The 25,881-nt window shown below is 50.5% G+C and carries 24 protein-coding genes; 10 read left to right on the forward strand and 14 right to left on the reverse strand.

All coding sequences use genetic code 11. The features are described 5' to 3' along the window. Positions 1 to 229: 229 nt before the first annotated feature. The 3 genes from potC to potA are packed head-to-tail and all read right to left on the reverse strand — an operon-like array spanning position 230 to position 2,989. A complete protein-coding gene (gene potC, locus BN1044_RS03600) occupies positions 230 to 1,009 on the reverse strand; it encodes a spermidine/putrescine ABC transporter permease PotC (protein WP_061554670.1) in 780 nt (259 codons plus the stop codon). Further along, entirely contained in the window at positions 1,006 to 1,866 is an 861-nt protein-coding gene (potB, locus tag BN1044_RS03605) for a spermidine/putrescine ABC transporter permease PotB (RefSeq protein ID WP_040045056.1), read from the reverse strand. The genes potC and potB overlap by 4 nt, the downstream gene beginning before the upstream one ends. After that, complete coding sequence (potA, locus tag BN1044_RS03610) at positions 1,850 to 2,989, reverse strand: spermidine/putrescine ABC transporter ATP-binding protein PotA (protein ID WP_072307573.1); 1,140 nt, start codon at positions 2,987 to 2,989, stop codon at positions 1,850 to 1,852. The genes potB and potA overlap by 17 nt, the downstream gene beginning before the upstream one ends. A 595-nt stretch (positions 2,990 to 3,584) precedes the next feature. On the opposite strand from potA, the gene pepT reads away from it, so the two are divergent. Further along, entirely contained in the window at positions 3,585 to 4,817 is a 1,233-nt protein-coding gene (gene pepT, locus BN1044_RS03615) for a peptidase T (protein ID WP_072307574.1), read from the forward strand. Between the two features lie 72 nt (positions 4,818 to 4,889). On the opposite strand, the gene BN1044_RS03620 is transcribed toward pepT, so the two are convergent. Together BN1044_RS03620 and BN1044_RS03625 are read right to left on the reverse strand one after the other, a co-directional pair. Beyond that, complete coding sequence (locus BN1044_RS03620) at positions 4,890 to 5,204, reverse strand: putative quinol monooxygenase (protein ID WP_072307575.1); 315 nt, start codon at positions 5,202 to 5,204, stop codon at positions 4,890 to 4,892. Between the two features lie 9 nt (positions 5,205 to 5,213). After that, positions 5,214 to 5,801 (reverse strand): NAD(P)H-dependent oxidoreductase, encoded by a 588-nt coding sequence (locus tag BN1044_RS03625; protein WP_072307576.1) that lies wholly within the window; start codon positions 5,799 to 5,801, stop codon positions 5,214 to 5,216. A 330-nt stretch (positions 5,802 to 6,131) separates the two neighbouring features. On the opposite strand from BN1044_RS03625, the gene dkgB reads away from it, so the two are divergent. Next, positions 6,132 to 6,932: a 2,5-didehydrogluconate reductase DkgB gene (gene dkgB, locus BN1044_RS03630; protein WP_139130884.1), complete on the forward strand. Its 801-nt coding sequence runs from the start codon at positions 6,132 to 6,134 to the stop codon at positions 6,930 to 6,932. Positions 6,933 to 7,027: 95 nt separating this feature from the next. Here dkgB and BN1044_RS03635 read toward each other — a convergent pair whose 3' ends face one another. From BN1044_RS03635 to pspF, 9 genes are all read right to left on the reverse strand, one after another. Next, entirely contained in the window at positions 7,028 to 8,968 is a 1,941-nt protein-coding gene (locus BN1044_RS03635) for an exoribonuclease II (RefSeq protein WP_072307578.1), read from the reverse strand. Between the two features lie 139 nt (positions 8,969 to 9,107). After that, a complete protein-coding gene (locus tag BN1044_RS03640; protein ID WP_072307579.1) occupies positions 9,108 to 10,220 on the reverse strand; it encodes a peroxidase in 1,113 nt (370 codons plus the stop codon). 189 nt (positions 10,221 to 10,409) lie between these two features. Then, positions 10,410 to 11,198, reverse strand: coding sequence for an enoyl-ACP reductase FabI (gene fabI / locus BN1044_RS03645; RefSeq protein ID WP_025801211.1), 789 nt, complete (start codon positions 11,196 to 11,198; stop codon positions 10,410 to 10,412). A 260-nt stretch (positions 11,199 to 11,458) separates the two neighbouring features. Next, the gene (gene sapF, locus BN1044_RS03650) at positions 11,459 to 12,271 is read right to left on the reverse strand and encodes a putrescine export ABC transporter ATP-binding protein SapF (protein WP_072307580.1); all 813 of its coding nucleotides are present in this window, start codon (positions 12,269 to 12,271) and stop codon (positions 11,459 to 11,461) included. Beyond that, positions 12,268 to 13,263 carry a putrescine export ABC transporter ATP-binding protein SapD gene (gene sapD, locus BN1044_RS03655; protein WP_072307581.1) on the reverse strand — a complete coding sequence of 332 codons (996 nt, stop codon included), beginning with the start codon at positions 13,261 to 13,263 and terminating at the stop codon, positions 12,268 to 12,270. Before sapD ends, sapF begins: the two co-directional genes overlap by 4 nt. A gap of 8 nt (positions 13,264 to 13,271) precedes the next feature. Next, positions 13,272 to 14,162, reverse strand: coding sequence for a putrescine export ABC transporter permease SapC (gene sapC / locus BN1044_RS03660; protein ID WP_072307582.1), 891 nt, complete (start codon positions 14,160 to 14,162; stop codon positions 13,272 to 13,274). Further along, positions 14,149 to 15,114, reverse strand: a complete 966-nt coding sequence (gene sapB, locus BN1044_RS03665; protein WP_072307583.1) for a putrescine export ABC transporter permease SapB — start codon at positions 15,112 to 15,114, stop codon at positions 14,149 to 14,151. The genes sapC and sapB overlap by 14 nt, the downstream gene beginning before the upstream one ends. Beyond that, positions 15,111 to 16,832, reverse strand: a complete 1,722-nt coding sequence (sapA, locus tag BN1044_RS03670) for an ABC transporter substrate-binding protein SapA (protein ID WP_247650372.1) — start codon at positions 16,830 to 16,832, stop codon at positions 15,111 to 15,113. The genes sapB and sapA overlap by 4 nt, the downstream gene beginning before the upstream one ends. 626 nt (positions 16,833 to 17,458) lie before the next feature. Continuing rightward, on the reverse strand, positions 17,459 to 18,466 hold the full coding sequence (gene pspF / locus BN1044_RS03675; protein ID WP_072307585.1) for a phage shock protein operon transcriptional activator: 1,008 nt from the start codon (positions 18,464 to 18,466) through the stop codon (positions 17,459 to 17,461). A 228-nt stretch (positions 18,467 to 18,694) separates the two neighbouring features. On the opposite strand from pspF, the gene pspA reads away from it, so the two are divergent. The 8 genes from pspA (at position 18,695) to BN1044_RS03715 (ending at position 25,880) form a co-directional block, all read left to right on the forward strand. After that, a complete protein-coding gene (gene pspA / locus BN1044_RS03680; RefSeq protein WP_072307586.1) occupies positions 18,695 to 19,360 on the forward strand; it encodes a phage shock protein PspA in 666 nt (221 codons plus the stop codon). A gap of 110 nt (positions 19,361 to 19,470) precedes the next feature. After that, entirely contained in the window at positions 19,471 to 19,698 is a 228-nt protein-coding gene (gene pspB, locus BN1044_RS03685) for an envelope stress response membrane protein PspB (RefSeq protein WP_025801219.1), read from the forward strand. Beyond that, the gene (gene pspC, locus BN1044_RS03690) at positions 19,699 to 20,058 is read left to right on the forward strand and encodes an envelope stress response membrane protein PspC (RefSeq protein ID WP_025801220.1); all 360 of its coding nucleotides are present in this window, start codon (positions 19,699 to 19,701) and stop codon (positions 20,056 to 20,058) included. Positions 20,059 to 20,088: 30 nt separating this feature from the next. Next, the gene (locus BN1044_RS03695) at positions 20,089 to 20,340 is read left to right on the forward strand and encodes a phage shock protein PspD (RefSeq protein ID WP_040045045.1); all 252 of its coding nucleotides are present in this window, start codon (positions 20,089 to 20,091) and stop codon (positions 20,338 to 20,340) included. A 21-nt stretch (positions 20,341 to 20,361) separates the two neighbouring features. After that, the gene (locus BN1044_RS03700; RefSeq protein ID WP_072307587.1) at positions 20,362 to 21,759 is read left to right on the forward strand and encodes a YcjX family GTP-binding protein; all 1,398 of its coding nucleotides are present in this window, start codon (positions 20,362 to 20,364) and stop codon (positions 21,757 to 21,759) included. After that, positions 21,756 to 22,826 carry a YcjF family protein gene (locus BN1044_RS03705; protein ID WP_072307588.1) on the forward strand — a complete coding sequence of 357 codons (1,071 nt, stop codon included), beginning with the start codon at positions 21,756 to 21,758 and terminating at the stop codon, positions 22,824 to 22,826. The genes BN1044_RS03700 and BN1044_RS03705 overlap by 4 nt, the downstream gene beginning before the upstream one ends. A gap of 193 nt (positions 22,827 to 23,019) precedes the next feature. Next, positions 23,020 to 25,173, forward strand: coding sequence for a PA5441 family protein (locus tag BN1044_RS03710; RefSeq protein WP_072307589.1), 2,154 nt, complete (start codon positions 23,020 to 23,022; stop codon positions 25,171 to 25,173). Beyond that, a complete protein-coding gene (locus BN1044_RS03715) occupies positions 25,143 to 25,880 on the forward strand; it encodes a DUF3142 domain-containing protein (protein WP_072307590.1) in 738 nt (245 codons plus the stop codon). The genes BN1044_RS03710 and BN1044_RS03715 overlap by 31 nt, the downstream gene beginning before the upstream one ends. Position 25,881 lies beyond the last annotated feature (1 nt).

Genomic DNA, 25,881 nt, shown 5'->3' on the forward strand with positions numbered 1-25,881 from the left:
GACAAATTGCGACGTGGATCACACTTGCCCCAGCGTTAACGACAATGCTTTGAGCTAAAACAGTCTTGTATAGTAATTGCTGTAGGAATACACAATAAATATAGATCTTGGGGGCAATAAAGCGATCTGCTGTGTGAAGTTTTTATTGAGGGGCGGTTTTTTAGCGAATATTTCAATGGTTAAGCAAAGTTTACTGCCGGCCAAATAGCGACCGGCATCGTTTTTCACTCTACTTATTGGCCGTTCTATCACGCAAAATAAGCTGGCTGCCCAGAACCAAGACTAACGAAAGCACCAACAGTATAGTGGCCAATGCGTTTACCTCTGGTGAAACGCCGACTTTCACCATCGAGTAGATTTTCAGCGGTAAAATTTCATAGCTTGGCCCCGTCACGAATGATGAAACCACCACGTCATCCATGGATAGGGTAAAGCTCAGCAGCCAACCCGCAGCCACCGCCGGCATCGCCAACGGCAGGAGAATTTTTCGCAGAATTGTCACTTCACCCGCGCCCAAATCCTTTGCTGCTTCAAGCATTCGCACGTCGAAACCTTTTAAGCGCGAATACACGGTGACAACCACAAAGGGCAAGCAGAAGGTGATATGTGAGAACAGCAACGACCAAAAGCCCAAAGAGACGCCCAGCAGCATAAACAGGACTAACAGCGAAATTGCCATCACGATATCGGGCGACATCATCACCACGAAAAGCATCCCGCTAACAAACGGCTTGCCACGGAATCGGTAACGGAAAAGCGCCACCGCCGTTAACGAGCCAATGAGCGTGGCAAAAGTGGCAGAAAGGACGGCCATGGTGATGGAATGCCCAGCCGCTTGCAGCAGGCTATCATTGTTCATCAACGTGCTGTACCAATCAAAGGTGAAGCCTTTCCAATTGATGCCAAACCGCGAACTATTAAATGAGTTAGCGATCAGAATAATAATAGGGATATATAAATAGGCGTAGACGATGGACATAAATCCACCGCGCAGCAGGCGTCCGATCATTCCAGTTCCACCTTTTTATTCATCAGTTTCCCAACGCGGTAATAGATATACAGCAAGATCCCCATGACCAGCGTTAAACAGATGCTGGTGGCCGCGCCGAATGGCCAGTCGCGGATATTCAGGAACTGGCTTTTGATCACGTTGCCGATCAGCAGGTTTTTCGCGCCGCCCAGCAGGTCGGAAACGTAAAACAGCCCCAAAGAAGGCAGCATGACCAGCAACGAACCTGCGACAATTCCGGGCATGGTAAGAGGAATAATAATGCGTATAAACGTCTGGAACTTATTTGCGCCTAAATCACGCGCGGCCTCTAAAACCGATTTATCCAGCTTCTCGATGCTGGAATAGAGCGGCATGACCATAAACGGCAGCAGAATATAAATCAGCCCAAGGATCACAGCCTCAGGCGTATACATAATGCGCAGCGGTTTATCAATAATCCCGATCCACAGCAGAACCTCGTTTAAATAGCCTCGGGTACTGAGGAATAATTTCAGGCCGTAAATACGGATCAGCGAGTTGGTCCAGAAAGGCACAATCAGTAAAAACAGCAGAAGAGGGCGAACTTTTTCCGGGAGCCGCGCCAGAATAAAGGCAAAAGGATACCCGATCACCAAACAACACAGCGTGGCGATGATGGCCATATTCAGCGAGTGCAGCAGCACTTCGGCATACAATGGATCAAATAAGCGAGTGTAGTTATCGAAGGAAAACACCATCTTTATCAGATGGGTGTCATCACGAGTTAGGAAGCTGGTGCCGATAATCATCAGATTCGGCATAAAAACAAACAGCACCAGCCAAGCGACCACGGTTGTGATCACCACGTTTTGAAAATACTTACGCGACTTCTTCATTAGCCAGCACCACCTCCCAGCTTTCGACCCAAGTCACGGCCATTTTCTGATCCAACGAATGATCGACGTCGGGGTCATCTTCGTTAAAGAATTCGCTCACCAGCACCATCTTGCCGTTTTCTAATTCAACGGTAGATTCCAAGGTCATGCCTTTATAGTTACGTTCGCGCACATATCCGATGATGCCATCCACCTGTCCGGCATCGTGGATTTCTTCAACCCGTACATCTTCAGGGCGCAGCAGCACGTTCAGCTTATCGCCTGGCTGTACGTCCATTTCAGCATTGACGTAAATATTGCATTCACGGCCTTCAACGTTGGCACGCACGCGATATTCATCCACGCGATGCAGAACCTCTGCGTCAAAAATATTGATCTCGCCAATAAAGCTGGCGACAAACAGATTCTTGGGTTCTTCGTAGATTTCGCGCGGCGTACCGTCTTGCTCAATCTTGCCATCACGCATCACCACGATGCGGTCTGACATAGTCAGCGCTTCTTCTTGGTCATGAGTGACGAAAATAAAGGTAATACCCAGCTTACGCTGCAAGGCTTTAAGCTCATTTTGCATCTGTTTACGTAGCTTATAATCAAGCGCAGACAGCGATTCATCCAGCAAAAGCACCTTGGGTTTATTTACCACCGCACGCGCAATCGCCACGCGCTGCTGCTGCCCACCAGACAGTTGATGAGGACGACGCTGGGCGAACTCCTCTAACTGCACCATGCGCAGCGCTTCATGAGCGCGAGGAATAATTTCTGCTTCAGGGCGTTTCTGCATGCGCAACCCAAAAGCGACGTTGTCGAGCACGGTCATGTGCGGAAACAGCGCATAGCTTTGGAATACCGTATTTACGCAACGATTCTCAGCCGGGACGTGAGTAATATCATCACCGTCCAAAATCACGCGCCCATCATCAACGTCTTCCAAACCGGCAATAAGACGCAAAACGGTGGTTTTCCCGCAGCCAGAGGGGCCGAGAATGGTTAAGAACTCGCCATGATTAATAGTAAGGTCAAGATCGGTGATGATGTCTTTATCATCAAAAGACTTACGGATACCTGTCAAACGAACAACAGGCTGTAATGCTGCGTTAGAACCCAGAGAAGATATCTCAGTCATTTATTTGCTACTCTATCCCGTTACGTGTTGCAGATAGAACCGCCGCTGAAAAAAAAGACTGTAGAAGCAGAAGACTCAAAGCAAATCAATGAGTCAGGTAGCTCAAAACCAGCGGCGCCACTCAAAAATTAAGGCGCGAATAATAGACTGTGTGAACCTTAATTAAAAGCCAGCCTGCCAAGAAAACCTGATTTTCCCGCCTTAGACGCACCATGATGCACTAATTTACCCCAAATGGGGCAGAAATCCTGCGAAACGGCTATTTTTATCCGGTATTACTTTCCTTACTTTCTTTAACTTTAGCTAAAAATGACCTGACGCAATATTTCCGTTTTGTGCCCTACGCATAATGTAAAACCTATGGCGAGGGCCTAGGGGATTTTTCATAATAAGAGACAGATCACATGATTATGAAGAGATACCCTTGCAAAGCCCCCACTTGACGTTGTCAGGCTAGCCCATTAGTCGATTGTTTAAACCCAGCATAAAATTTCAGGGTTATTTATCTAATGCGGCACTTGTCCTTCATTCTTAACCATCGATTATGGGAATGATGTGGACTGCGACGAATAACGAATCATTGCGAGACACTTTTATGAATAACTTACTCGATCGCTTTTTTAATTATGTTTCTTTCGACACACAGTCCAAAGCAGGTGTACGTCAGGTTCCTAGCACCGATGGCCAGATGAAGTTGGCGCGGGCGCTACAGGCAGAATTGGTTGAGCTCGGTTTCGAGCAAGTTACGTTAAGCGATCATGGCTGTGTGATGGCAACGCTGCCGTCTAATGTTAGTTGGAAAGCGCCGACCATCGGTTTTATCTCGCATTTGGATACCGCACCCGACGCCAGCGGTAAAAATGTGAACCCGCAGATCGTTGAAAACTATCGCGGTGGTGATATCGCCTTGGGCATTGGTGATGAAGTTCTCTCTCCGGTGATGTTCCCCGTATTACACCAGCTGTTAGGCCAAACGCTGATTACCACCGATGGCAAAACTCTGCTGGGGGCCGACGACAAAGCCGGTATCGCCGAGATCGTGACCGCCATGCTGCGCCTCAAGCATAACAACATTCCGCACGGCGATATTCGCATCGCGTTTACGCCTGATGAAGAAGTCGGCAAGGGGGCTCAATTCTTTGACGTTGAAGCCTTTGACGCGGAATGGGCCTATACCGTCGATGGTGGTGGCGTGGGCGAGTTGGAATGTGAAAACTTCAATGCGGCATCGGTGACGATTAAGATCGTGGGTAACAACGTGCATCCGGGCACGGCGAAAGGCGTGATGGTTAACGCGCTGTCACTCGCGGCGCGTATTCACAATGAATTACCGCCAGAGCAAACGCCTGAACACACAGAAGGCTATGAAGGTTTTTATCATCTTGCATCGATGAAAGGTACGGTTGAGAAAGCCGAAATGCATTACATCGTGCGCGACTTCAGCCGTGAAGGCTTTGAAGCACGCAAGAAAAACATCATGGATATCGCGAAGAAAGTAGGTAAAGGGTTGCACCGTGACTGCTATATCGAAGTGACGTTAGATGACAGCTACTACAACATGCGTGATGAAGTGGCCAAACACCCACATATCATTGAATTAGCAAAGCAGGCAATGCACGACGTTGGCATTGAGCCGATTATGTGCCCGATTCGCGGTGGTACAGATGGCGCGCAGCTCTCTTTCCGTGGTCTACCTTGCCCGAATCTGTTCACCGGGGGCTATAATTTCCACGGCAAACATGAATTCATCACACTAGAAGGCATGGAAAAAGCGGTATCGGTGATTATGCGTATCGCCGAGCTAACCGCGTTGAAAGCCAAAGGCTAAGTGCTTAGCCGCACAAAAAAGCCGCTGAAATATCAGCGGCTAAAGTCATAGACGCAGTGGCAATAAAAACTGTTAGCAAACAGAATGATCGGTCAAGATGCGCAGGGTGACAGATTCTACCTGATCCTGCGTTTCTTCATGGTGGCGAACCATGTGTACCGTTTTAAGATGGGCATCCAAATGCGCGTGAGATTCCCAACGTTCAACCATGAAAAGTGTGTCAGCGGCTAAACTCTGACGCTCGATAGCGGGCAGGGCATCCGTGAGCGGCGTGTACTGATAGCAACCTTCCTCCGCCAGCACTTCTGCCTGCAAAGCCTGAAAGCGCTTAACGATAGCGTCTAAATGTCCCGCACGAACTTTGATTTCGGCAATAACAGTAATCATCGCAATCTCTTATTTGTTAGCAAACACGGTTGCCAAATGGTCGCGGTAACATGCAATGTTGTGCTCCACATTTGGATTCTTGATCACGTCAGTGCACAGGAAAGTTGGCAGACGAGTCATACCCAAGAATTCGTTGGCTTTATGGAAATGCATGTACAGACCATCAACGCCCTGACCGTGGAAGAACTGGTCTGGATCGTCGAAAGCTTCCTGCGGCGCATTCCAAGTCAGAGACAACATGTGCTGCTTACCCTGAATCAAGCCGCCAGAACCATATTTTTTGCTCGCGTCTGAACGGGTACGACCATCGCTGGCGTACAGACGGCCATGACCTTCGGTGAAGACTTCGTCGATATATTTTTTAACGATCCACGGCTCGCCCATCCACCAGCCCGGCATCTGGTAAATAACCACGTCGGCCCACAGATAGTTTTGAATTTCTTGTTCGATTTCGTAACCGTGGTCAATTGTGGTTTCACGCAGTTCGTGGCCCATCGCAGCCAATGTCTCTTTAGCGACGTCATGCAGAGTGGTATTCAGTTGACCCTTAGAATGGCCAAACGCTTTCATACCGTTGATCAGGAAAATCTTACTCATAATGAAACTCCTCATGCGGCGCAGAATAGGGCGTGGCGCCGTGTTGTGATTCGATAATGTCATTAGCAACTGAGGCAATTATCACACTATTTATTTTCATAAAATAGGCGATCTGAATCACAACACCTTTGCGTTTGAGTCAATAATTGAAGGTGGAATAAGATTAGTCTGGGCATTTGTGATTGTTGATCACAATACATTTGCAATTAACGCTATTTATAACAAAAAAACTTCCTCACATACTCACTCTCAGCAACAGGGCAACGCTTACGCCCAACATCACTCTGTTATCTTACAAAATCAAAAGGATAGAAAATGAGCAACGCTAAAATGTTGATGCCAAAACTGGGACTGGGAACGTTTCGCCTGAAAGAGCAGGTCGTGATTGATTCTGTGCGCAATGGGTTAGAGCTGGGTTATCGTCATATCGATACCGCGCAGATCTATGGCAATGAGGCTGAGGTTGGACAAGCTATCGAAGAGAGCGGCGTACCGCGTGATGAACTGTTTGTCACCACGAAAATTTGGCTAGAAAATCTTGCGCCTGAAAAGCTGATTGAAAGCCTGCAAGAAAGCTTGAAAAAACTGCGTTTGGCGCAGGTCGATTTAACCCTGATCCACTGGCCAACGCGTGATGCATCGCCAACCATTGCTGACAGTATGCAGGCGTTGTATCAGGCTCAGCAGATGGGTTTAACCAAAGCGATAGGGATTTCGAATTTTACTATCGAACAAATGAAGCAGGCCATCGATGCCGTTGGCGCGCAGAATATTGCCAGCCAGCAAATTGAGATCCACCCGTTCCTGCAAAATGAACAAGTGGCCGAGTTTGCTGCGTCTCAGGGTATTCCAGTGACCGCCTATATGCCTCTCGCCTATGGCAAAGTGCTAACTGACACTGTCATTAATCAGATTGCGCAGGCGCATGGTGTGAGCGCCGCGCAGGTGGCTCTGGCGTGGTCGTTGCAAAAGGGTTACACGGTGATCCCTTCGTCCACCCAGCGTGAGAATTTGGCAAGCAATCTAAATGCGTTGACGATAGTTTTAAGCGATGCGGAAATGAAGCAGATTGCAGAACTTGAACGCAATGAGCGTTTAGTCAGCCCTGAGTTTGCGCCAGATTGGGATTGATTTTTATCGGTGAAAAACGTCTGTTGATCTAATGCCGAGTGTTTAAACAATTGAGGCACATGGGGCAAGCGCCACATGTGCCTCAATGCTTCAGATTAAACGACAGGCTTGGCAATAATACTGCGCGTTTCTAGGCGCACTTCAACCAGATAAACCTGCAGGGCATCGCCCGTTTGATAAACGGTTTCGCCTTTGATCTGAATGGAGCCGGTTTCTTGGCTGCATACCAGTTCATCACGCACGGCGTGAATAAAGGAAGATGGAATAAACGCCATCGCACCGTTATCAACCAAACGCACGCGCATGCCGCCCCGCGAAATATCAACGATTTCAGCGTTAAAGTGAATCGCAGGATCCGCTTTATCTTTCAGGAAGCGAGCATATAACCAATCACCCACGTCGCGTTCTGCCATACGATTCAGGCGACGGCGTTCTGCCATCTGCACGGTAATAGCGTCATCAGGACGTTCGGCGGGTTTATTCGCAATCAGCGCTTTCAGCAAACGATGATTCACCATATCGCCGTATTTACGGATTGGCGAAGTCCAGGTTGCGTAAGCTTCTAAGCCTAAACCAAAGTGCGGGCCCGGCTCGGTGCTGATTTCAGCAAAGGTCTGGAAACGGCGCACGCGGCTATCGAGGAACGTGGTTGGCAACGAATCCAAATGACGACGCAGTTCGCAGAAGCCCTGCAACGTCAATAATGCTTCTGCGTTGGCAGATACATCGTTGGCTTGCAGAATGCTCACGGCCTGTTCAACCAGCGCCGGATCGAAACCAGAATGGATGTTGTAAACACCAAAGCCTAAACGTTCGCGCAGCATGATAGCGGCGCAGACGTTAGCGGTAATCATGCACTCTTCCACGATGCGGTTGGCCACACGGCGATGTTCGGCAATGATATCAACCACGCTGCCTTTTTCGCCTAAAACAAAGCGATAATCTGGGCGATCTTTAAATACCAACGCGTGCTGCTGACGCCAATCAGAACGGGAATCCGCTAAACGATGCAACAGGCGAACCTGCTGTTCGATTTGGGCATTTTCCGGTTTCCAACTGCCAACGCCTTCCAGATAATCTGAAACTTCGTCGTAAACCAGTTTGGCTTTAGATTCAATCCAGCCAGCAAAGAAGCGAATATCGTCAGAAATAGCGCCGTCTTTCTGTATTGTGACGCGGCATAGCAGCGCAGGGCGGCGCTCGTTAGGGCGCAGTGAACACAGATCGTCAGACAAATCGCGTGGCAACATCGGAATGTTGAAACCAGGCAAATAAGTCGTGAAAGCACGTACCTGAGCGATTTTATCCAGCTCGGAATCTTGTTCAACGTAGGCCGTTGGATCGGCAATGGCGATGGTTAAGGCCAGAGAACCGTCTTCGTTCTCCTGCACATACAACGCATCATCCATATCTTCCGTGCTGGCGCTGTCAATGGTGACGAATGGCAGAGAGGTGAGATCTTCACGCTCCAAGCCTTCTTCATGCATTTCACTACCAGACCATTCTGGTGCCGTGCGATCCAAACCATGACGGGAAAGCGTGACCCACCACGGCGCGAAATCATCATCCGCATCGGTAATAAACGTGGTGATATTGGCAAAGAAAGTGCGGTCGCCTTTCAGCGGATGCCGGTTCATCTCGGCAACGGCCCAATCGCCTTGCTTAAACTCATGCGTGACGTTGTTGTCGGCTCTGCATGGGATTGCATCTTTCAGCAATGGATGGTCGGGGATAATGGAAAGGCGGTTATCATCGTCTTTTTTCTGCACGCGGCCAACGAATCTTGTCAGGAAAGGCTCAACCAGCTCTTCCGGCTCAACGACTTCACGATCTTTCTCAGTGTGAACAGCAGCCAGAACGCGGTCACCATGCATGACTTTTTTCATGTATGGCGGCGGGATGAAATAGCTTTTCTGGGCGTCAACTTCCAAGAAGCCAAAACCTTTGTCGGTCCCTTTAACGACGCCTTCAACGCGTGGTGTCTGGGAGTGCAGTTGCTGTTTTAGCTGCGCGAGCAGCGGGTTATCCTGAAACATAGTATTGAAACGTAGATTCCGGCAGGTGGATGAAGTGAATGACCTCAAGAGCGGTTCACATTTTTACGCGAATCAGTGCCTGTGAGCAAGCCCATGATGCGACTGTGGATGAAATGATCGGCAAATGGTGGAAATCTGCTCATTCCCCCAGCGAAACGAGTAGCCGCTGGCTCCACGCGCCGGTTGCTAGCGCAATGATAAGCTCAAGAATTTCTGCGGCAGACAGCCCCGACTGAGTTAAAGACGCAATGTGATCGGGCGAGAACAAGCAGGGGGTTTGCGTGAGAGTCAGACTGGCCTGAATGATAGCCTGTTCTCGACGACTGCATTGAGAAAGCGCGGTAACGGGATTGGCGAGTACCGCATCCGCCTGCTGGCGATGTTTACTCAGCAGCAAGAAGCGACGGGCGTGGTGCTGGCTACTGCGATGACAGCCGAGAAGCCTAGCACTGACTAAAAAGGCCAGTTCGCGCAGCGGTTGACGCAGTAGATCGCTACAGTTATAGCCTTCGCTAAAAATTTCACTAGTGATATCAACACCTTCCCCGTCATGCATCTTAATCAGCATTAAGACGATGGCGAGCCCCGAAGGCGCCCCGCATATTGCCACCGGTGCCAGCGTGGCATCGGCACCGAGCGGTAGCCAAGGACGCCATGCCGCCGATGTCGCTTCCGTTAGCGGAGCCAATTCAAGGGTGGGAAATATTCTTGGCTCAGATGGTAATGAACAGCCGGAAAGAGCCGCCGTCCCGGCAATAAGGCGAGATTGCAATACCACAAAGCCCACAATCTGTGACAGTGTCACTATATCGGGATAGGACAATTTTACCGCACGCAGCGCGCGCAAGGTTTGTTTCGTACTGCGCGTGGGGTCCCATGCGAGTAACCGAGCGTGCTCGGTAATTTGAGCTAAGCGCTGATTGCTTTCACGGGTGTTATGCGGGCAATGCAGCGGTGCCAACTGCTTGGCATAAAAAGAGCACAAAGGCGTTACCTGAGAAACTTGTGCCACGGTGAGCGCAATGCTTAAGCGATCATAGCGTGAGAGAGAGTACTCGCGCGAGACTTCAGGCTCTGAGCCTAACAGCTCACGATAGGCATCGCCAACCTGTCGGAAATAGGTATCACGTTCAGTTCGTTCATTGAATAACGGAAAGCGGCCCTGAGCCAAATGCTGGTGATTATCCGCCTCAGAGGTCGGTGCGTTATGGCGTGAGCTAAAAATCGTCAGCGGCGAGTTTGGTCGCTCCATCGGATATCCTTCAGACGTCGGGCAAGAAAAGGGGGAACCCTTTATGAAACAGGGTACTATCCTTGCCGAATGCGGCCTAGAGATGAAATATTGTTAAGGAATAGCCTAGGCTGAAAAGGAATAACCGCGCAGAGATAAAAAAATCCCCAGCCGAAGCCAGGGATTTTTCAGCAGAATAAACGACGGAAATTAATCCAGTTCCAGTTCGTTCATGGCTGCAATGTTGAAACCGCCATCGACGTGCAGGATCTCACCAGAAATACCGCCTGCCAGCGGTGAGCACAAGAATGCGGCTGAGTTACCGACGTCTTCAATGGTAACGGTACGGCGAATTGGGGTAACCGCTTCGCAGTGAGCCAGCATCTTACGGAAGTTTTTGATACCAGACGCCGCCAGCGTACGGATTGGACCCGCAGAGATACCGTTAACACGGATACCTTCAGGGCCCATCGCGTTAGCCATATAGCGAACGTTAGCTTCCAGAGATGCTTTAGCTAAGCCCATAACGTTGTAGTTAGGGATTGCGCGTTCTGCGCCCAAGTAGGACAGAGTCAGCAGACCTGAACCTGGGTTCAGCATAGTACGGCATGCTTTTGCCATCGCAACGAAGCTGTAAGAGCTGATGTCGTGTGCGATTTTGAAACCGTCACGGGTAACCGCATTCACGTAGTCACCGTCCAACTGGTCGCCTGGAGCGAAGCCAATGGAGTGAACAAAACCGTCGAATTTCGGCCAAGATTTTGCCAGCTCGGTAAACATCGCATCGATGCTTTCGTCTTCTGCTACGTCACAAGCCAGAACCAGATTAGAACCCAACTGAGCGGCGAATTCTTCTACGCGAGATTTCAGTTTGTCGTTCTGGTAGGTGAAAGCCAGCTCGGCGCCTTCACGGTGCATAGCCTGTGCAATACCGTAGGCAATGGAGAGTTTGCTGGCTACGCCAGTGATCAGAATGCGCTTACCGGTTAGAAAACCCATACAAATAGTCCTTGTAGTCTTAGTTTATGCCGTACTGCGATACCAATAATATTGGAGGAGCAGGGCATAAACTGATAGAGGCGGAGGAAAACCGATTCATGCTTCGATATAGAAACAGGAATTGTTAATTCTTCCAGCACTTGTGTTAATAAAACAAAACCGAGCGATTCTATCACGCTTGATTCACTGTGGAATGCTTTTGATGCTCTGCTCGGAGCAGTGGCTGAATTTTAGTCCGTAATTGGCGATAAAATCGCTTTTCAGAAAACGCCACCGTCACGACGCCATGCATCGGCCGTTAACGCTTCACCAAAATGACTATTAATGAGGCGTTTAGTTTGCTCATGCAGTGGAGCCGCCAAGACTTCTGACGTGCTACCGCGCTCCACAACTTCGCCATGATGCATCACCATGACCTGATCGCTAATATGCTTCATCATGCCCAAATGCTGGGTGACGTAGATATAAGCGATACCGTGTTTTTGCTGCAGTTCCAACATCAAATTAATAATCTGTGAACGCATCGACATATCCAGCGACGCCAACGCTTCATCCGCCACGATAACCTGTGGCTGCAATATCAAGGCTCGCGCCAAGGCGATACGCTGAATTTGCCCGGAAGCTAACATATGCGGATAGTAATAGGCGTGGTCGGAACGCAAACCGACTTGGCGCAGCGTTTCATTGATACGCTGTTCACGTTGTGGTGCATCGAGTTCGGTATTTAACCGCAGGGGAACGTCAAGGATCTGACCAATACGCTGGCGCGGATTGAGCGACGTAGACGGGTCCTGAAAAATCATGCGGATCCGCTGGCTGCGGTAGCGAAAATCGCCGTACTGCAGCTGCTTGTCATCAATGACGATATCGCCCGCAGTGGGTTCAATCATGCCTGACAGCATTTTTGCCAGCGTTGATTTCCCCGAGCCGTTTTCGCCAATAATCGCCAGCGTTTGCCCTTCGCGCAGGGTAAAGCTAACGGGTTTAACCGCTTCAAGATTTTGGCGACGAAACAAGCCGGTGCGGTAGCGGAAGGTTTTTTGTAGATTGTGCACCTCCAACAGCGTACTCATTGCGTCTCCTCCATGTTAAGCGGGAAATGACAGGCAAACTTATGCGTTTTTACGCTGCGCAGAGGCGGTGTCTCAATGCATTTTTTCTGCGCATACGGACAACGAGGCCCTAAGCGACAACCAATAGGTAAATGTTCTAACGAAGGGATCGCGCCCGGCAGCGTGTTTAAGCGGCTTTTATGGGGCAATGCGCGGCCAAAGTCAGGCATCGCGCGGATCAGCGCCTGCGTGTAGGGATGATGCGGCGCAACTAAAATATCTTCGCAGGCTGCGCTTTCAACCGTTTGTCCGCAGTACATCACGTTAATGCGGTCAGCCCATTTACTCATCATTTGCAGGTCATGGCTAATTAACAAAATTGTCGTGTTATTGTTTTGATTCATGCGCGACAGCAAACGGAAAATCTGCGCCTGCGTGGTTGGCTCCATCGCATTGGTCGGTTCATCGGCAATCAGCAGACGCGGTTGGTTAGCCAAGGCGATGGCAATCATCACCTTCTGGCATTCACCTTCCGTCAGCTCATACGGGAAGCTACGCATGATGTCTTTGTGGTCTTTAATCCCGACGCGGTGCAGCAGTTCAATGGCGCGGCGTTTACGCCAGCGAAAACGCTGCCACCAGCGGCCTTTATAGGTCCAACCGGGGATCGCCTGAATCACCTGTTTACCAATGCTCTCAGAAGGATCTAGACAGGACTGCGGCTCCTGAAAAATCATCGACACGTTATGGCCCACCAACCGACGCCGTTGACGCGGCGTTAAGCGCAGCAGGTCAATGTCGTCAAAGCGGAAACGGTCGGCGGTGACCTTCCAGTTATCTTTGGTGACGCCGCAGATCGCTTTGGCGATTAAACTTTTGCCTGAGCCAGATTCACCAACCAATCCGCGCACTTCGCCTTCGGTGAGCGTGAGGCTGACCCGATCGACGGCTTTGACTGGCCCTTCGGCGGTCATGAATTCAATGGTGAGGTTACGAATATCAAGTAACGGCATTTTGTTTCCTATTCCACACCGGCGTTAATCGCGCGGCGCATTCCGTCGCCTAACAAATTCACCAGCAGCACGCTGACCATAATGGCAGCCCCTGGCAACATCACCGTCCACGGCGCGACATAAACCAGCTCCAAGGAATCGCCTAGCATGGCTCCCCATTCCGGCGACGGCAGTTGAGCCCCCAGATCGAGAAAGCCTAACGCGGCAATATCTAATATCGCCATGGAAAGAGCACGGGTAAATTCACCTACCAGCACGCCCGCGATATTGGGCAACACGGAATCCCACAGGATAAACCACGTTGATGCGCCGTCTAAACGGGCGGCAACCACATATTCTTTCTCAAGCTCTTCGTGAACCGAGGTATAAACTTCTCGCACCATATGTGGCAAAAGCGCTAACCACACGGCCAGCATGGCGTGCTCAAGGCGCGGCCCTAAAAAGGCGACAACCACAATAGCTAACAGCAGAGAAGGGATAGACAGCAACGTATCCAGAATATGGTTCAAAATAGCGGAACGCAGGCCGTGGGTAACGCCCGCTAGAATACCGATAATGACGCCAAAAAAGCTGGCGGCGATGGTGACGACCAGCGCGGAACCAAACGTTGGCGCGACGCCGCTTAATAGGCGGCTAAGAATATCGCGGCCGAGATCGTCGGTGCCAAGGAAGAATGAAACGTTACCGTAGCGCGACCACGACGGCGGCAGCAGTTGATAACCAAGGAACTGCTGATCCAACGCATAGGGAGCCAGCATGGTGCCAAAAAAGCACAGGGCGATCAGCAGCAGCACGCCATACAGACCAATCATGGCGAGGGTATCGGCATGGAAATGTAGCCATGTCTGACGCAGCGGGCTCGGTACGCGTTTTTCGCGGTATACGTTATCGAAGTGCATACCATTCCTTATGTTTCAACGGATTTGTCAGCGCACCCACAATATCAGACAGCACGTTGACGACTAAAACCAACGTGCCCACCAGCATGACACCGGCTGAGATTGCGGCAAAGTCTTGTTGGCGGATGGCGTTAATCAACCAGCGGCCGAGTCCCGGCCAGCTGAACACCACTTCGGTAATCATCGCCAGCGTCAGCATGGTCGAAAATTGCAGTCCCAACCGTGGAATAATCGGCGGCAGCGCATTGTGCAACACATGACGGCGAATAATGGTGAAACGCGACAAACCGCGGGTGGCGGCGGCTTTAATATAATTCTGGCTGACGACGTTATCGGTGCTGATACGCATTAGGCGGATAACTTCGGTCATCGGCACCAGCGCCAGCGCCGTTACCGGCAGGATCATATGACGGGCAACGCTCATCAGCATGGCATCACGATATGGAGAATCTGACAGCCAAGCGTCAATCAGCGCAAAACCGGTCACGTTTTTCATTGGGTAGAGCAGATCGTAGCGGCCTGAAACCGGCAGCCAGCCGAGATGCAACGAGAAGAACAGCATCAGCAGGATTGCCAGCCAAAATACCGGCATTGAATAGCCAAACAGCGCCAGTGCACTAATCGCACCATCCTGCCATTTGCCGCGCAGTAAACCGGCAATAATGCCCAGCGGAATACCCACTACCAGCGCAAAGACGAACGCCAGAATGCACAGCTCCATGGTGGCCGGGAAAACTTCCTTCAGTTGTTCGATAATCAACTGCCCGTTAATGCTGGAAACGCCGAAGTCGCCTTGCAGCAGACTATGCACATAGAAACGGTAGGCGTCGAACAGCGAAGCGCCGCCTAACGGCGCATGTGGCGTGAAATAGAGCAGGCTAAACCCTACTAGCGACAGGAAAAACAGCGTCACCAGCAGCAGTAAAAGGCGACGCAAGGTGAAGATAATCATGGTTTATCCTCCACGACGACAGGGGGTTCTGAGGCTGGCGTCGGTGGTCCCGCATCAGGATCGTTGGTGGCAGCCGGTTCTGGCTGTTTTTCACGATAAACACCGGCAAATGAGGCGTTACCAAACGGGCTCAAGACCAATCCTTTTATGTCATAACGATATGCCTGTAGGCGCAACGATGAGGCCAGAGGCAAGATCGGCAGTTGTTCTTCTAAGATCTTTTGCGCGTCCTGATAATCGTCAATGCGCTGTGACAGTTGCTGAGACAGCAGGGCTTTATGCAGCAATGAGTCAAAAGAGGGATCGCACCAGTGCGCCAAGTTAGTCTGTGACTGAATTGCCGCACAGCTCAACAACGGACGGAAAAAACTGTCTGGGTCATTACTGTCGGTTGCCCAGCCGGAGAGCGTCATATCGTGGCTCATGTCGCTCAGGCGCGCTTCTTGGAATCGACCTTCCACCGGAATAATGCTGACCTTAATTCCCACCTGCGCCATATCAGCCTGAATCAGCTCGGCGGTTTTTAGCGGGCTCGGGTTATAAGCCTGAGACGCCGTTGGCACCCACAGCTGTAAATGCAGATTGGTAACGCCGGCCTGTTTCAACAGTTCGCGTGATTTCTCTGGATTGTATTCGGTAATCTTTGCTTCGCTGTCATACGCCCAAGAGGCACGAGGCAGCAGCGAAGCCGCGGTTTCCGCCGTGCCGTAGTAGATAGACTGCATCAGGCGCTGGTTATTGATGGAATAAGCAATGGCACGGCGCACGTCTAGATTATCCAACGGCGGCTTGCGGGTGTTGAACGCCAAGTAGGCGACGTTCATTCCAGGGCGCAGCGTTAAACGCAAACGCGGATCGTCGCGCAGAATACTCAACTGGCTGGCCGCAGGGTAAGCCAGTACGTCGCACTCGCCGGTCAGCAATTTGGATAAACGCCCCGTACCGCCGGCGCCGAGGTCAATAATAACCTGTGGCATCCGCGGTTTACCTTTCCAAAACGCATCGTTGCGATCCAAGCGAATATATTGCCCCGCGTGGTACTCATTGAGCATAAACGGCCCCGTGCCCACGGGCAGGCGGTCAATATCTTCCTGTTTGCCTTTTTTCGCTAAGTTATCCGCGTACTCGGACGAGAGTATTGGCGCGTAATGCGTGGCAAGGTGCCATAAGAAAGAGGCATCCGGCTGTTTAAGCCGAATTTCTACCGTTGAGCTATCCAATTTGCGTATGCTTTGCACTGCGTTGCTAAACTGCAAACTCTCGAAATAGGGATAATGCCCACCGTTCACTTCATGATACGGATGGTTAGGATCAAACATGCGGTTAAAACTAAACACCACATCATCGGCGTTCATCTTACGCGTTGGTTTAAACCAGTCTGTGGTTTGGAACGGAACGTCTTTACGCAGATGCAGCACATAGGTCGCGCCACCGTCTAACACTTCCCAGCTCTGGGCTAATTCAGGAATGAGGCGGTAGGTATAGGGGTCAACATCTAACAGACGATCGTAAAGCTGCGCGGCGAGGGTATCGACCGTAAGACCGCTGCTTGCCATCTGTGGATTGAAGGTATTCAGGATCCCGCTGACGCAATAAATGAAGCCGCTCTGGCGGATATCCGGCAGCGGTTTGGTTTTGGTCACAGGGGCAATTTCGGCTGCTGTCGCAACGGCAGACAGGCAACTTAATGCCAGCATCAGGGTTTTTAGACCACGCATAAACGCTTCAAGAGGTTGTTGAGCAAAGTGTTTAGTGTAACGTACATTGGCTGGCAGCCCAATCATTCCAGTGAGATGAAGGGGTTATTTGCCTTTTGCTTAACCAATCTAATGGTAAGCATAAGTCAGAAATCACGGAACAGCGGGGTTTTGTGCTAAATATTGCGTAATAAAGCGGCCACGAAGATGTGAGCTGGCGCACGCTGCAAATACAAATAAGAAAAATTCGCAACAAACCACTTTACACATGGTAGTGATAACCATTATCATCCATCTCGTTCTTTAGAGAATGCCTCCTCAGGGCAATCAATTCTCTTAAGAGCACGACATTGCTCACATTGCTTCCAGATCTACTTTATAGCCAGCCGGGTGCTGGCTTTTTTTTTGCCTAAAACTTCTTATCTAGAGCAATTTTAAAGCTTGAGCTTGATTTTAGGGGGAGTACACCGATGGGGTCGTAGCGGCGTAAGCCGCCGACAACTTTGCTTGGAGCAAAGTTGAACAACGCGGAAGCGTTGGCCCGCAGGGTGGAACACAAGGATGTGTTCCATAACGGCCCCGCGGTGTGCTAGACCCGTGTATCTCGATCGCCCCAGCGATATGACTACTTAACCGCCAGATCGCCACTATCCCTGAATCCCCAACTTCTTCATGATCCCACGCAGTTGGTGATAGGTCAGATTTAGTAACTCTGCGGCCTGACGCTGATTGTGTCGGCTTTCTTGTAGCGCCTGAATAATGATCTGTTTTTCGCGTTCTGCCAGCCAATCTTTAAGATCGATGGGTAAAGACGGCTGCACCGTTTGAGCATCCCCTTGTAGAGCCGCAGGCGTGCTGGCCGAAGAGGGCAAGCTGGCTGTGTGATGTTTAAAAGGATTAATCACAATCGCGTCTAACAGTTCGGGTGAATCACCATGACGATAGACTGAACGCTCCACGACGTTTTTTAATTCACGGATATTGCCGGGCCAGCCATAGTCCAACAGCGTTTGTCGTGCGGCATCGCTAAAGCCGGGAAAGAACGCGAGCCCCAGTTCACCACACATTTGCATAGCAAAATGCTCAGCCAATAACATGATGTCGCTGCGACGCTCTCTTAACGGCGGCAGTTGAATAACGTCAAAAGCCAAACGATCCAGTAAATCAGCGCGGAAGGTACCCGCTTCAGCCATGGCCGGTAAATCGGCATTGGTCGCGCACACTAAACGCACATCGACCTGCAAGGGCTGGCTGCCGCCTACGCGTTCTAAATGACCATATTCAATCACGCGCAACAGTTTTTCCTGAATTAACATTGGCGCGGTAGCCAGCTCATCAAGAAAAAGCGTACCGCCGTCGGCACGTTCGAAGCGGCCTAAATGGCGCTTCTGAGCACCGGTAAACGCGCCGGCCTCATGGCCAAAAAGTTCGGAATCTAACAAGTTGTCATTGAGCGCGGCGCAGTTTAGCGACACGAACGGCCCCTGCCAACGGTTAGACAAATAGTGCAGACGATGAGCGATCAGCTCTTTGCCTGTCCCGCGTTCGCCAATAATTAATACCGGCTTATTCAACTTCGCCAACTGCGAAGTCTGCTCCAGCACTTCAAGAAAGCTGTTGGCTTGGCCGAGCATATTTTCAATATTATCTGACATCGCAGGATCCCATTTAGTGAATTTCGCTATCTGTTGGCTAAATTCATCACATCACGATTTGCCCATTAATGGCAATGTTTTTTATTATTTCCTTATAAATCAATTTATTAAATTTAATTTAAAAGTTGGCACGATAGTTGATTATGTATTTGCGAGACAGTAAACCATTTTAACAACGGATGTGCCGAACCAAACGCACGCCGCAACGCAAGAGTGAGGGTATTAACAATGGGTATTTTTTCTCGTTTCGCCGACATCGTAAACGCCAACATCAATACTCTGTTGGATAAAGCAGAGGATCCACAGAAGCTGGTTCGCCTTATGATTCAGGAAATGGAAGATACTTTGGTCGAAGTGCGTTCCACTTCCGCCCGCGCTTTAGCCGAGAAAAAACAGCTGATGCGCCGTATCGAGCAGGGTGAAACTCAGCTTAACGAATGGCAGGACAAAGCCGAGCTGGCGCTGCGTAAAGATAAAGAAGATCTGGCGCGTGCGGCGTTAATTGAAAAACAGCGCGTGAGTGATTTGCTGACCACGCTGCGCCATGAGGTGAGCAACGTGGAAGAAACGTTGGATCGCATGAAGCGTGAAATCACCGAGCTGGAAAGCAAACTGACGGAAACACGCGCTCGCCAGCAGGCATTGGCGCTGCGCCAGCAGGCTGCGGCCTCTTCTCGTGAAGTTCGTCGTCAGTTAGACAGCGGTAAACTAGATGAGGCGATGGCGCGTTTTGAGCAGTTTGAACGCCGTATCGATCATATGGAAGCCGAAGCTGAAACCATGGGCTTGGGCAAAAAGAAATCGCTCGACCAAGAGTTTGCCGATCTGAAAGCCGATGATGAAATCGGTCAACAGCTGGCGGCGTTAAAAGCCAAAATGAATCGTTCTGAATAAGCGCGATTTAAAATCAAATGACCGGCGTTATGGTATGGAATACATCCATAACGCCGGAGAAGGGAATAGACTGTTGCTAACGGCTGTAAACTAATAATAAGGAATTCACGATGGGCTACCTTTTTCTTGCCATCCCTCTGACTATTTTTGTGCTGTTTGTATTACCTGTTTGGCTGTGGCTGCATTACAGCAATCGCCAGCAAAATGATAGCGTCTTGCAAACGCAAGAAGTGCAGCGCTTAGCGCAGTTGAATGAAGAAGCACAGCGCATGCGTCAGCGTATTAGCGCATTGGAATCCATTCTGGATGCGGAGCATCCAAACTGGAGGGACGCTTAAATGACAACGCCGATGAGCGGTAAAAAACTGTATCGCATTCCTGAGCGTGGCGTGGTGAAAGGCGTTTGCGCAGGGCTGGCCGAATATATGGGCGTTCCTGTTGCTCTGGTGCGCGTGATGGCGGTGCTGTCGATTTTCTGCGGCCTGTTTATCATCACCGCCATATTGTACGTGGTGCTATCAATGACGCTGCCTACCGCCCAAGTTGCGGAGCTTAGCGGCGATCATCAACCGTCACCGCGTCAGCAAATGCAGGTGGTTACCACGGAACTTAATGAATGCGAGCAGCGCCTGCGTCGTTTAGAACGTTATGTGACCTCGGAAACGTTTGGCGTCAATAAGCGTTTCCAGAATTTATAGTTTTATTAATGACACGCTGGGGAGAAAACGATGAGTCAATTTAAACCTGCTGATATGCTGCGTGCAGGTGGCCGCAAGGCTCGGCGTCATCTGCCTGGCCTGATTAAGAACGGTTTGCTTTTGGGGCTGACTTTTGCTCCAGCCGGTATTGCCGCCGGTGTATTACGTTATGTAACGTGGCGGCCATTGCGCTGGCTGTTAATATGGGGCTTAGAACCCTTATTACAGCGCGCAGTTCGTCAGGCAACGTCTCGTTATCGCCACGGAGCTGAAAAGCCATAACGGCTTCGTGTAAGGAGAGGAATGAAAAGGCTACAAAATGAATTAGCGTCTCTGGTTAACCGAGGTGTCGATCGCCATTTACGTTTGGCGGTGACCGGGTTAAGCCGGAGCGGAAAAACCGCATTTATCACTTCTCTGGTCAACCAACTTCTACATATTCACAGCGGCGCTCGTTTACCGCTGTTTTCTGCCGTGCGTGAAGAGCGGTTACTCGGCGCAAAACGTGTACCGCAACGCGATCTTGGCGTGGCTCGCTTTACCTATGATGAAGGGCTTTCTCAGCTCTACGGTACGCCGCCAACGTGGCCAACGCCGACGCGTGGCGTGAGTGAGATCCGTTTGGCGCTGAAGTTTCGCAGTAATGATTCACTGCTGCGCCATTTTAAAGATACTTCGACGCTGTATCTGGAAATTGTCGATTATCCCGGCGAATGGCTGCTCGATTTGCCGATGCTAGAGCAAGACTATCTGAGCTGGTCGCGTCAGATGAATGGCTTATTGCAGGGGCAGCGTAAAGAGTGGGCCGCTGAATGGTTAGCGCTATGTGAACAATGCGATCCGCTGGCGCCGGCAGATGAAAAACAGTTAGCGGCAATTTCACAGGCTTATACCGATTATTTACTGCGCTGCAAAGAGGAAGGGCAACACTTTATTCAGCCGGGGCGTTTTGTGTTGCCCGGCGACTTAGCCGGTGCGCCCGCGCTGCAGTTTTTCCCTTGGCCGCAGGTCGAAAGTATGGGGGAATCTAAACTGGCTCAGGCCGATAAGCATTCCAACATCGGCATGTTGCGCTCGCGCTACAGCTATTATTGCAACGAAGTGGTGAAGGGTTTCTACAAAGAGCACTTTGTCCGTTTCGATCGCCAAATTGTGCTGGTGGATTGTTTACAGCCGCTGAATAGCGGACCGCAGGCGTTTAATGAAATGCGTTTGGCGTTAACTCAGCTGATGCAGAGTTTCCATTACGGCAAACGTACGCTGTATCGCCGACTTTTTTCGCCGTGCATCGATCGCTTAATGTTTGCGGCCACCAAAGCCGACCACGTGACCGCCGATCAGCATGCCAATCTGGTGTCTTTGCTCCAACAGCTGGTGCAGGACGCATGGCAAAATGCGGCGTTCGAAGGGATTAGCATGGACTGCGCCGGTATCGCATCGGTACAGGCCACACAGAGCGGTTTAGTTGAGCATCAAGGGCAGAAAATTCCCGCGTTGAAGGGATATCGCCTTGCCGATGAGAAGCCACTGACCGTATTTCCCGGCGAAGTGCCCGCGCGTTTGCCCAGCAACGAGTTTTGGCAGAAGCAAGGGTTCCATTTTGAAGATTTCCGCCCACAAAGTATGAACGTGGACAGCCCATTACCGCATATCCGCATGGACAGCGTGATGGAGTTTTTATTGGGAGATAAGCTGCGATGAGCGAACCGATAAAACCAAGAATTGATTTCGACCAACCACTGGCGACCGAGCCGGAAATGGTGCTGAAAGCCAGCCAACAGTTTGCGCCACAGGACGCTGAAAATTTCCTCCCAGCCGAGCCAGAAGTACTGACGGAAGAGCAGGACGAAGGGCGCGCAGAAGGCATTATCAATGCGGCGCTGAAACCAAAGCGTAGCCTATGGCGGCGCATGGTGGGGGCTGGTTTAGCCCTGTTTGGCGTGAGCGTGATAGCCCAAGGCGTGCAGTGGTTTCATCAGGCATGGGTACAGCAGGATTGGATTGCGCTGGGCGGAACCGTTGCCGGTGGCCTGATCGTATTAGCGGGCGTTGGTTCATTAATTACGGAATGGCGGCGTCTGTATCGTTTACGCGAACGAGCGCAAGAGCGTGACGTTGCGCGCGATTTATTGCATAGCCACGGCATCGGGCAGGGTAAGGCGTTTTGTGAAAAACTGATGCAGCAGGCGAATTTAGACCAGAGCCATCCGGCGGTACAGCGCTGGCAGGCGTCGCTGCATGAAACGCATAACGATCGAGAAGTGGTCGAACTGTATTGCAAACTGGTGCAACCGGTGCTGGACGTTCAGGCTCGGCGTGAAATCAGCCGCTACGCCGCGGAATCGACCCTTATGATCGCTGTGAGCCCGTTGGCGCTGGTGGATATGGCGTTTATCGCGTGGCGAAATATCCGCCTGATTAACCGAATTGCGGCGCTGTACGGCATTGAATTAGGCTATTTCAGCCGCATCCGCTTATTCCGCTTGGTGCTGCTCAATATTGCCTTTGCCGGTGCTTCCGAGCTGGTGCGTGAGGTGGGCATGGATTGGATCTCGCAAGATCTGGCTGCTCGTCTTTCAGCACGTGCCGCGCAAGGCATTGGTGCCGGGTTACTGACCGCGCGTTTGGGGATTAAAGCGATGGAGCTATGTCGTCCTCTGCCGTGGCTGGAAAATGACAAACCGCGTTTGGGTGATTTCCGTAAGGAATTGATTTCTCAGTTGAAGCGCGTTGCGCCGAAGAAGGGCGATCGGCCTTCAGTAGGCTAAATTAAAATGGAGGGGCTAAAATGTCCCTCCACTCTCTTTTCCCCGAATAATGCAAACCCTCATTCCAATATCCTAATTTCAGCCTGCCTAAATGGTTTGGATACACGCTTACGTATATTATATCGGTTGAATCTTATCTAATAAGCGCTCAGCGGATAGCCGTTTTCATATGAGACAAATATAAGGATGCAAGGTGAAGCAGAATAAATGGATATTTGGTGTGTTTGTCTTGGTGTGCGGCCAGCAGGCATTAGCCTCAATGGATGTCGATGAGTGTGAATGGTGGGCTGAAGGATGCAGCATGGACAGCTACCCATTTTATGCCCCCGCGAATGACACTCGCAGTAATTTGCTCATGTTGGCCTCTGAACAACATCATTTTGCTTCGCCTTTCCGGCAAATTACCACCGATGAACGCAGCTACCGTGAAACGCCTTTTTATATTACCCGCCTTAAAACGACTGATGGTTTTGACGAAACAGGAAGCATTGTTATTCCTGTCGACGTGCAGGCGCTGATGGCGGACGCGCGTAAAATGAGTATTAATCTGGAGGGGGTATCACTAGAGCCGAGCTACACCAATATGGATGGCGGCCGCTGGGTGTCCAACAACCCTGCAACGTTGCAGCGTTTTTTTAGCCAATTATTGGCGGATACGTCCCTGACTGATGAGCAGCGCCGCGCTTTGGCCAACGAACGCATTCGTTTGTTGCATGACGCCGAAGAAGAGAAACAGCAGGCGGATCAACCATTCCCCGCAGGTTCGCACGCCCAGGCATTTCGTGATTATCTGGCGGGCATTGATGCCTTTTATCGCGGTAATTTCTCTGATGCAGAAGCAAAATTTATCGCGTTGAAACAAAGCTCGCAATCATGGGTGGCTGAAACCGCGCAGTATATGCTATTTCGTATCGCGCTTAATCAGATTGTCGCTGATGCGGTAGATGACATGGGGATGTTTGATAGCGCGAAAAGCGATAAAGCGGCTGCCGCGCTGGCTCTACAGAGAGGGGATGAATACCTGAGTAGCTTCCCCGCGGGACTCTATGTTCAATCTGTTCAAGGGCTGTATCGCCGAATCAATTGGTATATTGGGGATTACAATGCGTTGGCTGTGGCGGGAGAAAAATCCATTGCTCAGGCTCCTACGCCAGAAGCGCTACAGTCGGTGATCAATGAACTGGATACGCGATTGCTGGGGAATCAATACCTCAAGCCACCGTTTATTGGTGAACCTAACAGCCCACAAATAACGTTTACTCAGGTGTTAAAACGGCTGCGTGAACATTACCAAACAGAAACAACGGCGACGCCGGTGACTGCAGAAGAATTGGCAAGTTATAAGGCACTCTTTGAGAAAGCAAATATGCTGCCTGCTTGGCAGTATTTGCAAACGGCATGGGCATTCTACCTGAAGCATGATTATGCCGGCGTACTCAGTGCTGCAGCACCCGAAGACAAAGATGCGCTAAATGATACATTGTTGTTCAGCCAACAGGTGCTACGGGGCCTTGCGATGCAAGGATTAGGGCAATGGTCTGATGCTGAAACCTATTGGCGGCATTTGCTGACTATCGATCATGCAGGGTTACAGCAGGCGTTTTTGCAATATCAATTGGCCAATAGTCTGACTCATCAGGGAAAAATTGAAGATATTTTTGCGGCTAGCAGCCCGGTGGTAAATCTCGCCTATCGTTCAAGCGTGTTGAAGGCGCTGGCGAGCCAAGAATTACTGCGTAAACAGGTTGAAACAGGGCAAAGTGCGGAAGAGCAGATTATCGCCCTGCATACGTTGTTGGCGAAGGAATTACTAAACGGTGACTATCAAGGATATTTACAAGATAAGCCCCGTACCGAACTGTTTAAGCAGCCCGTGCGTGATGATATGAAAGATGTCGCGCTTAGCGATTTCACTTGGGATGGCCGCAATGCGGAAGAGGGATATGTCTGTCATGCGCTTGATGACGTTGTGTCAACCTTGGTGCAGCGCCCAAAAGATGCTCGAGCCTTAAACTGTTTAGGCGAATATTTTCGTACTTCCAACCTCGTGATGCCTGATGGCTACAGCATCAGTATCGTCGCTGATTTAACCAAGGTTGATTCTCAATATGCCGATCGTTCGGTCAGTCGCTTAATGAATTACCAACGCGTGATTGGTATGCCTGATGCGCCCCCTGAAGATAAAAGCTATGCGCTTTACCGCGCGGTGATGTGCTACGCCCCGTCAGGCTATAACGATTGCGACGGGCAAGATATTGATAAAAATACCCGCCAAAGATGGTTTCTTCTGCTCAAAAATGATTATCCCGGCAGTGAGTGGGCGAACCGCTTGCGGTTTTATTGGTGAGTCTCTGGCGCTGGGGAATCATAGGGCTGATCCTGAGTCTGAGCGTACATGCTGATGAGGGGCGGGTGGACGCCAAGCGTTATCATGCATTTTGGTTATGGTCAGCCGTGCAATCTCAGCCGGTGCTAAAACAGGCGCAAATTTTGTACCTACATCAGGCTGAGATTATGCTTCGGCAGGGTAAACCCGTGCTACATAAGCGGGGTTTGCCTTATTCGGCGGTTAAAGTGCCTGAGCTCTGGATTACGGTGCGGGTGTCAACGCTGGATATCCCTGATTCGATGCTGAATGCGTTATTAAAACTGCGCCAGAATTGGGTTAAAACGGGAAGTCATGTGGTGGGTATGCAAATTGATTTTGATGCCAACAGCTATCGTCTCGATCAATATTCTGTTTTTTTGCGAAAGCTGAAAAACAAACTGCCGCCGAATTGTAAGCTGAGCGTCACAGGGCTATTAGATTGGGCTAAAACTGGCAGTATCGAACAGCTTAACCAACTTCCTGTTGATGAAATTGTGATTCAGACTTACCAAGGACGGCATACGGTTACGCGCTATCAAGAATACCTGCCGGCGCTACTAAGGCTTAAAATTCCCTTTAAAATCGGGCTGGCACAAAACGGTGTGTGGGATCTGCATTGGCAGCGCTATTTAGCAACGTCCCCCCATTATCTGGGGGAGGTTGTATTTTTATTAAATGGGCAATAAT

This window comes from Hafnia alvei, from assembly GCF_900095695.1.
Taxonomy (GTDB): domain Bacteria; phylum Pseudomonadota; class Gammaproteobacteria; order Enterobacterales; family Enterobacteriaceae; genus Hafnia; species Hafnia alvei_B.

Excerpts from the sequence above, each read along its gene's own strand:
- pepT (WP_072307574.1), top strand. The coding sequence starts at position 3,585 with ATGAATAACTTACTCGATCGCTTTTTTAATTATGTTTCTTTCGACACA.
- sapD (WP_072307581.1), bottom strand. The coding sequence starts at position 13,263 with ATGCCGTTACTTGATATTCGTAACCTCACCATTGAATTCATGACCGCC.
- BN1044_RS03640 (WP_072307579.1), bottom strand. The coding sequence starts at position 10,220 with ATGGAGCGACCAAACTCGCCGCTGACGATTTTTAGCTCACGCCATAAC.
- sapA (WP_247650372.1), bottom strand. The coding sequence starts at position 16,832 with ATGCGTGGTCTAAAAACCCTGATGCTGGCATTAAGTTGCCTGTCTGCC.
- BN1044_RS03705 (WP_072307588.1), top strand. The coding sequence starts at position 21,756 with ATGAGCGAACCGATAAAACCAAGAATTGATTTCGACCAACCACTGGCG.
- pspB (WP_025801219.1), top strand. The coding sequence starts at position 19,471 with ATGGGCTACCTTTTTCTTGCCATCCCTCTGACTATTTTTGTGCTGTTT.
- dkgB (WP_139130884.1), top strand. The coding sequence starts at position 6,132 with ATGTTGATGCCAAAACTGGGACTGGGAACGTTTCGCCTGAAAGAGCAG.
- pspC (WP_025801220.1), top strand. The coding sequence starts at position 19,699 with ATGACAACGCCGATGAGCGGTAAAAAACTGTATCGCATTCCTGAGCGT.
- BN1044_RS03625 (WP_072307576.1), bottom strand. The coding sequence starts at position 5,801 with ATGAGTAAGATTTTCCTGATCAACGGTATGAAAGCGTTTGGCCATTCT.
- sapB (WP_072307583.1), bottom strand. The coding sequence starts at position 15,114 with ATGATTATCTTCACCTTGCGTCGCCTTTTACTGCTGCTGGTGACGCTG.
- pspA (WP_072307586.1), top strand. The coding sequence starts at position 18,695 with ATGGGTATTTTTTCTCGTTTCGCCGACATCGTAAACGCCAACATCAAT.
- sapC (WP_072307582.1), bottom strand. The coding sequence starts at position 14,162 with ATGCACTTCGATAACGTATACCGCGAAAAACGCGTACCGAGCCCGCTG.
- fabI (WP_025801211.1), bottom strand. The coding sequence starts at position 11,198 with ATGGGTTTTCTAACCGGTAAGCGCATTCTGATCACTGGCGTAGCCAGC.
- BN1044_RS03635 (WP_072307578.1), bottom strand. The coding sequence starts at position 8,968 with ATGTTTCAGGATAACCCGCTGCTCGCGCAGCTAAAACAGCAACTGCAC.
- potC (WP_061554670.1), bottom strand. The coding sequence starts at position 1,009 with ATGATCGGACGCCTGCTGCGCGGTGGATTTATGTCCATCGTCTACGCC.
- potA (WP_072307573.1), bottom strand. The coding sequence starts at position 2,989 with ATGACTGAGATATCTTCTCTGGGTTCTAACGCAGCATTACAGCCTGTT.
- BN1044_RS03695 (WP_040045045.1), top strand. The coding sequence starts at position 20,089 with ATGAGTCAATTTAAACCTGCTGATATGCTGCGTGCAGGTGGCCGCAAG.
- sapF (WP_072307580.1), bottom strand. The coding sequence starts at position 12,271 with ATGAGTACGCTGTTGGAGGTGCACAATCTACAAAAAACCTTCCGCTAC.
- BN1044_RS03620 (WP_072307575.1), bottom strand. The coding sequence starts at position 5,204 with ATGATTACTGTTATTGCCGAAATCAAAGTTCGTGCGGGACATTTAGAC.
- pspF (WP_072307585.1), bottom strand. The coding sequence starts at position 18,466 with ATGTCAGATAATATTGAAAATATGCTCGGCCAAGCCAACAGCTTTCTT.
- potB (WP_040045056.1), bottom strand. The coding sequence starts at position 1,866 with ATGAAGAAGTCGCGTAAGTATTTTCAAAACGTGGTGATCACAACCGTG.
- BN1044_RS03700 (WP_072307587.1), top strand. The coding sequence starts at position 20,362 with ATGAAAAGGCTACAAAATGAATTAGCGTCTCTGGTTAACCGAGGTGTC.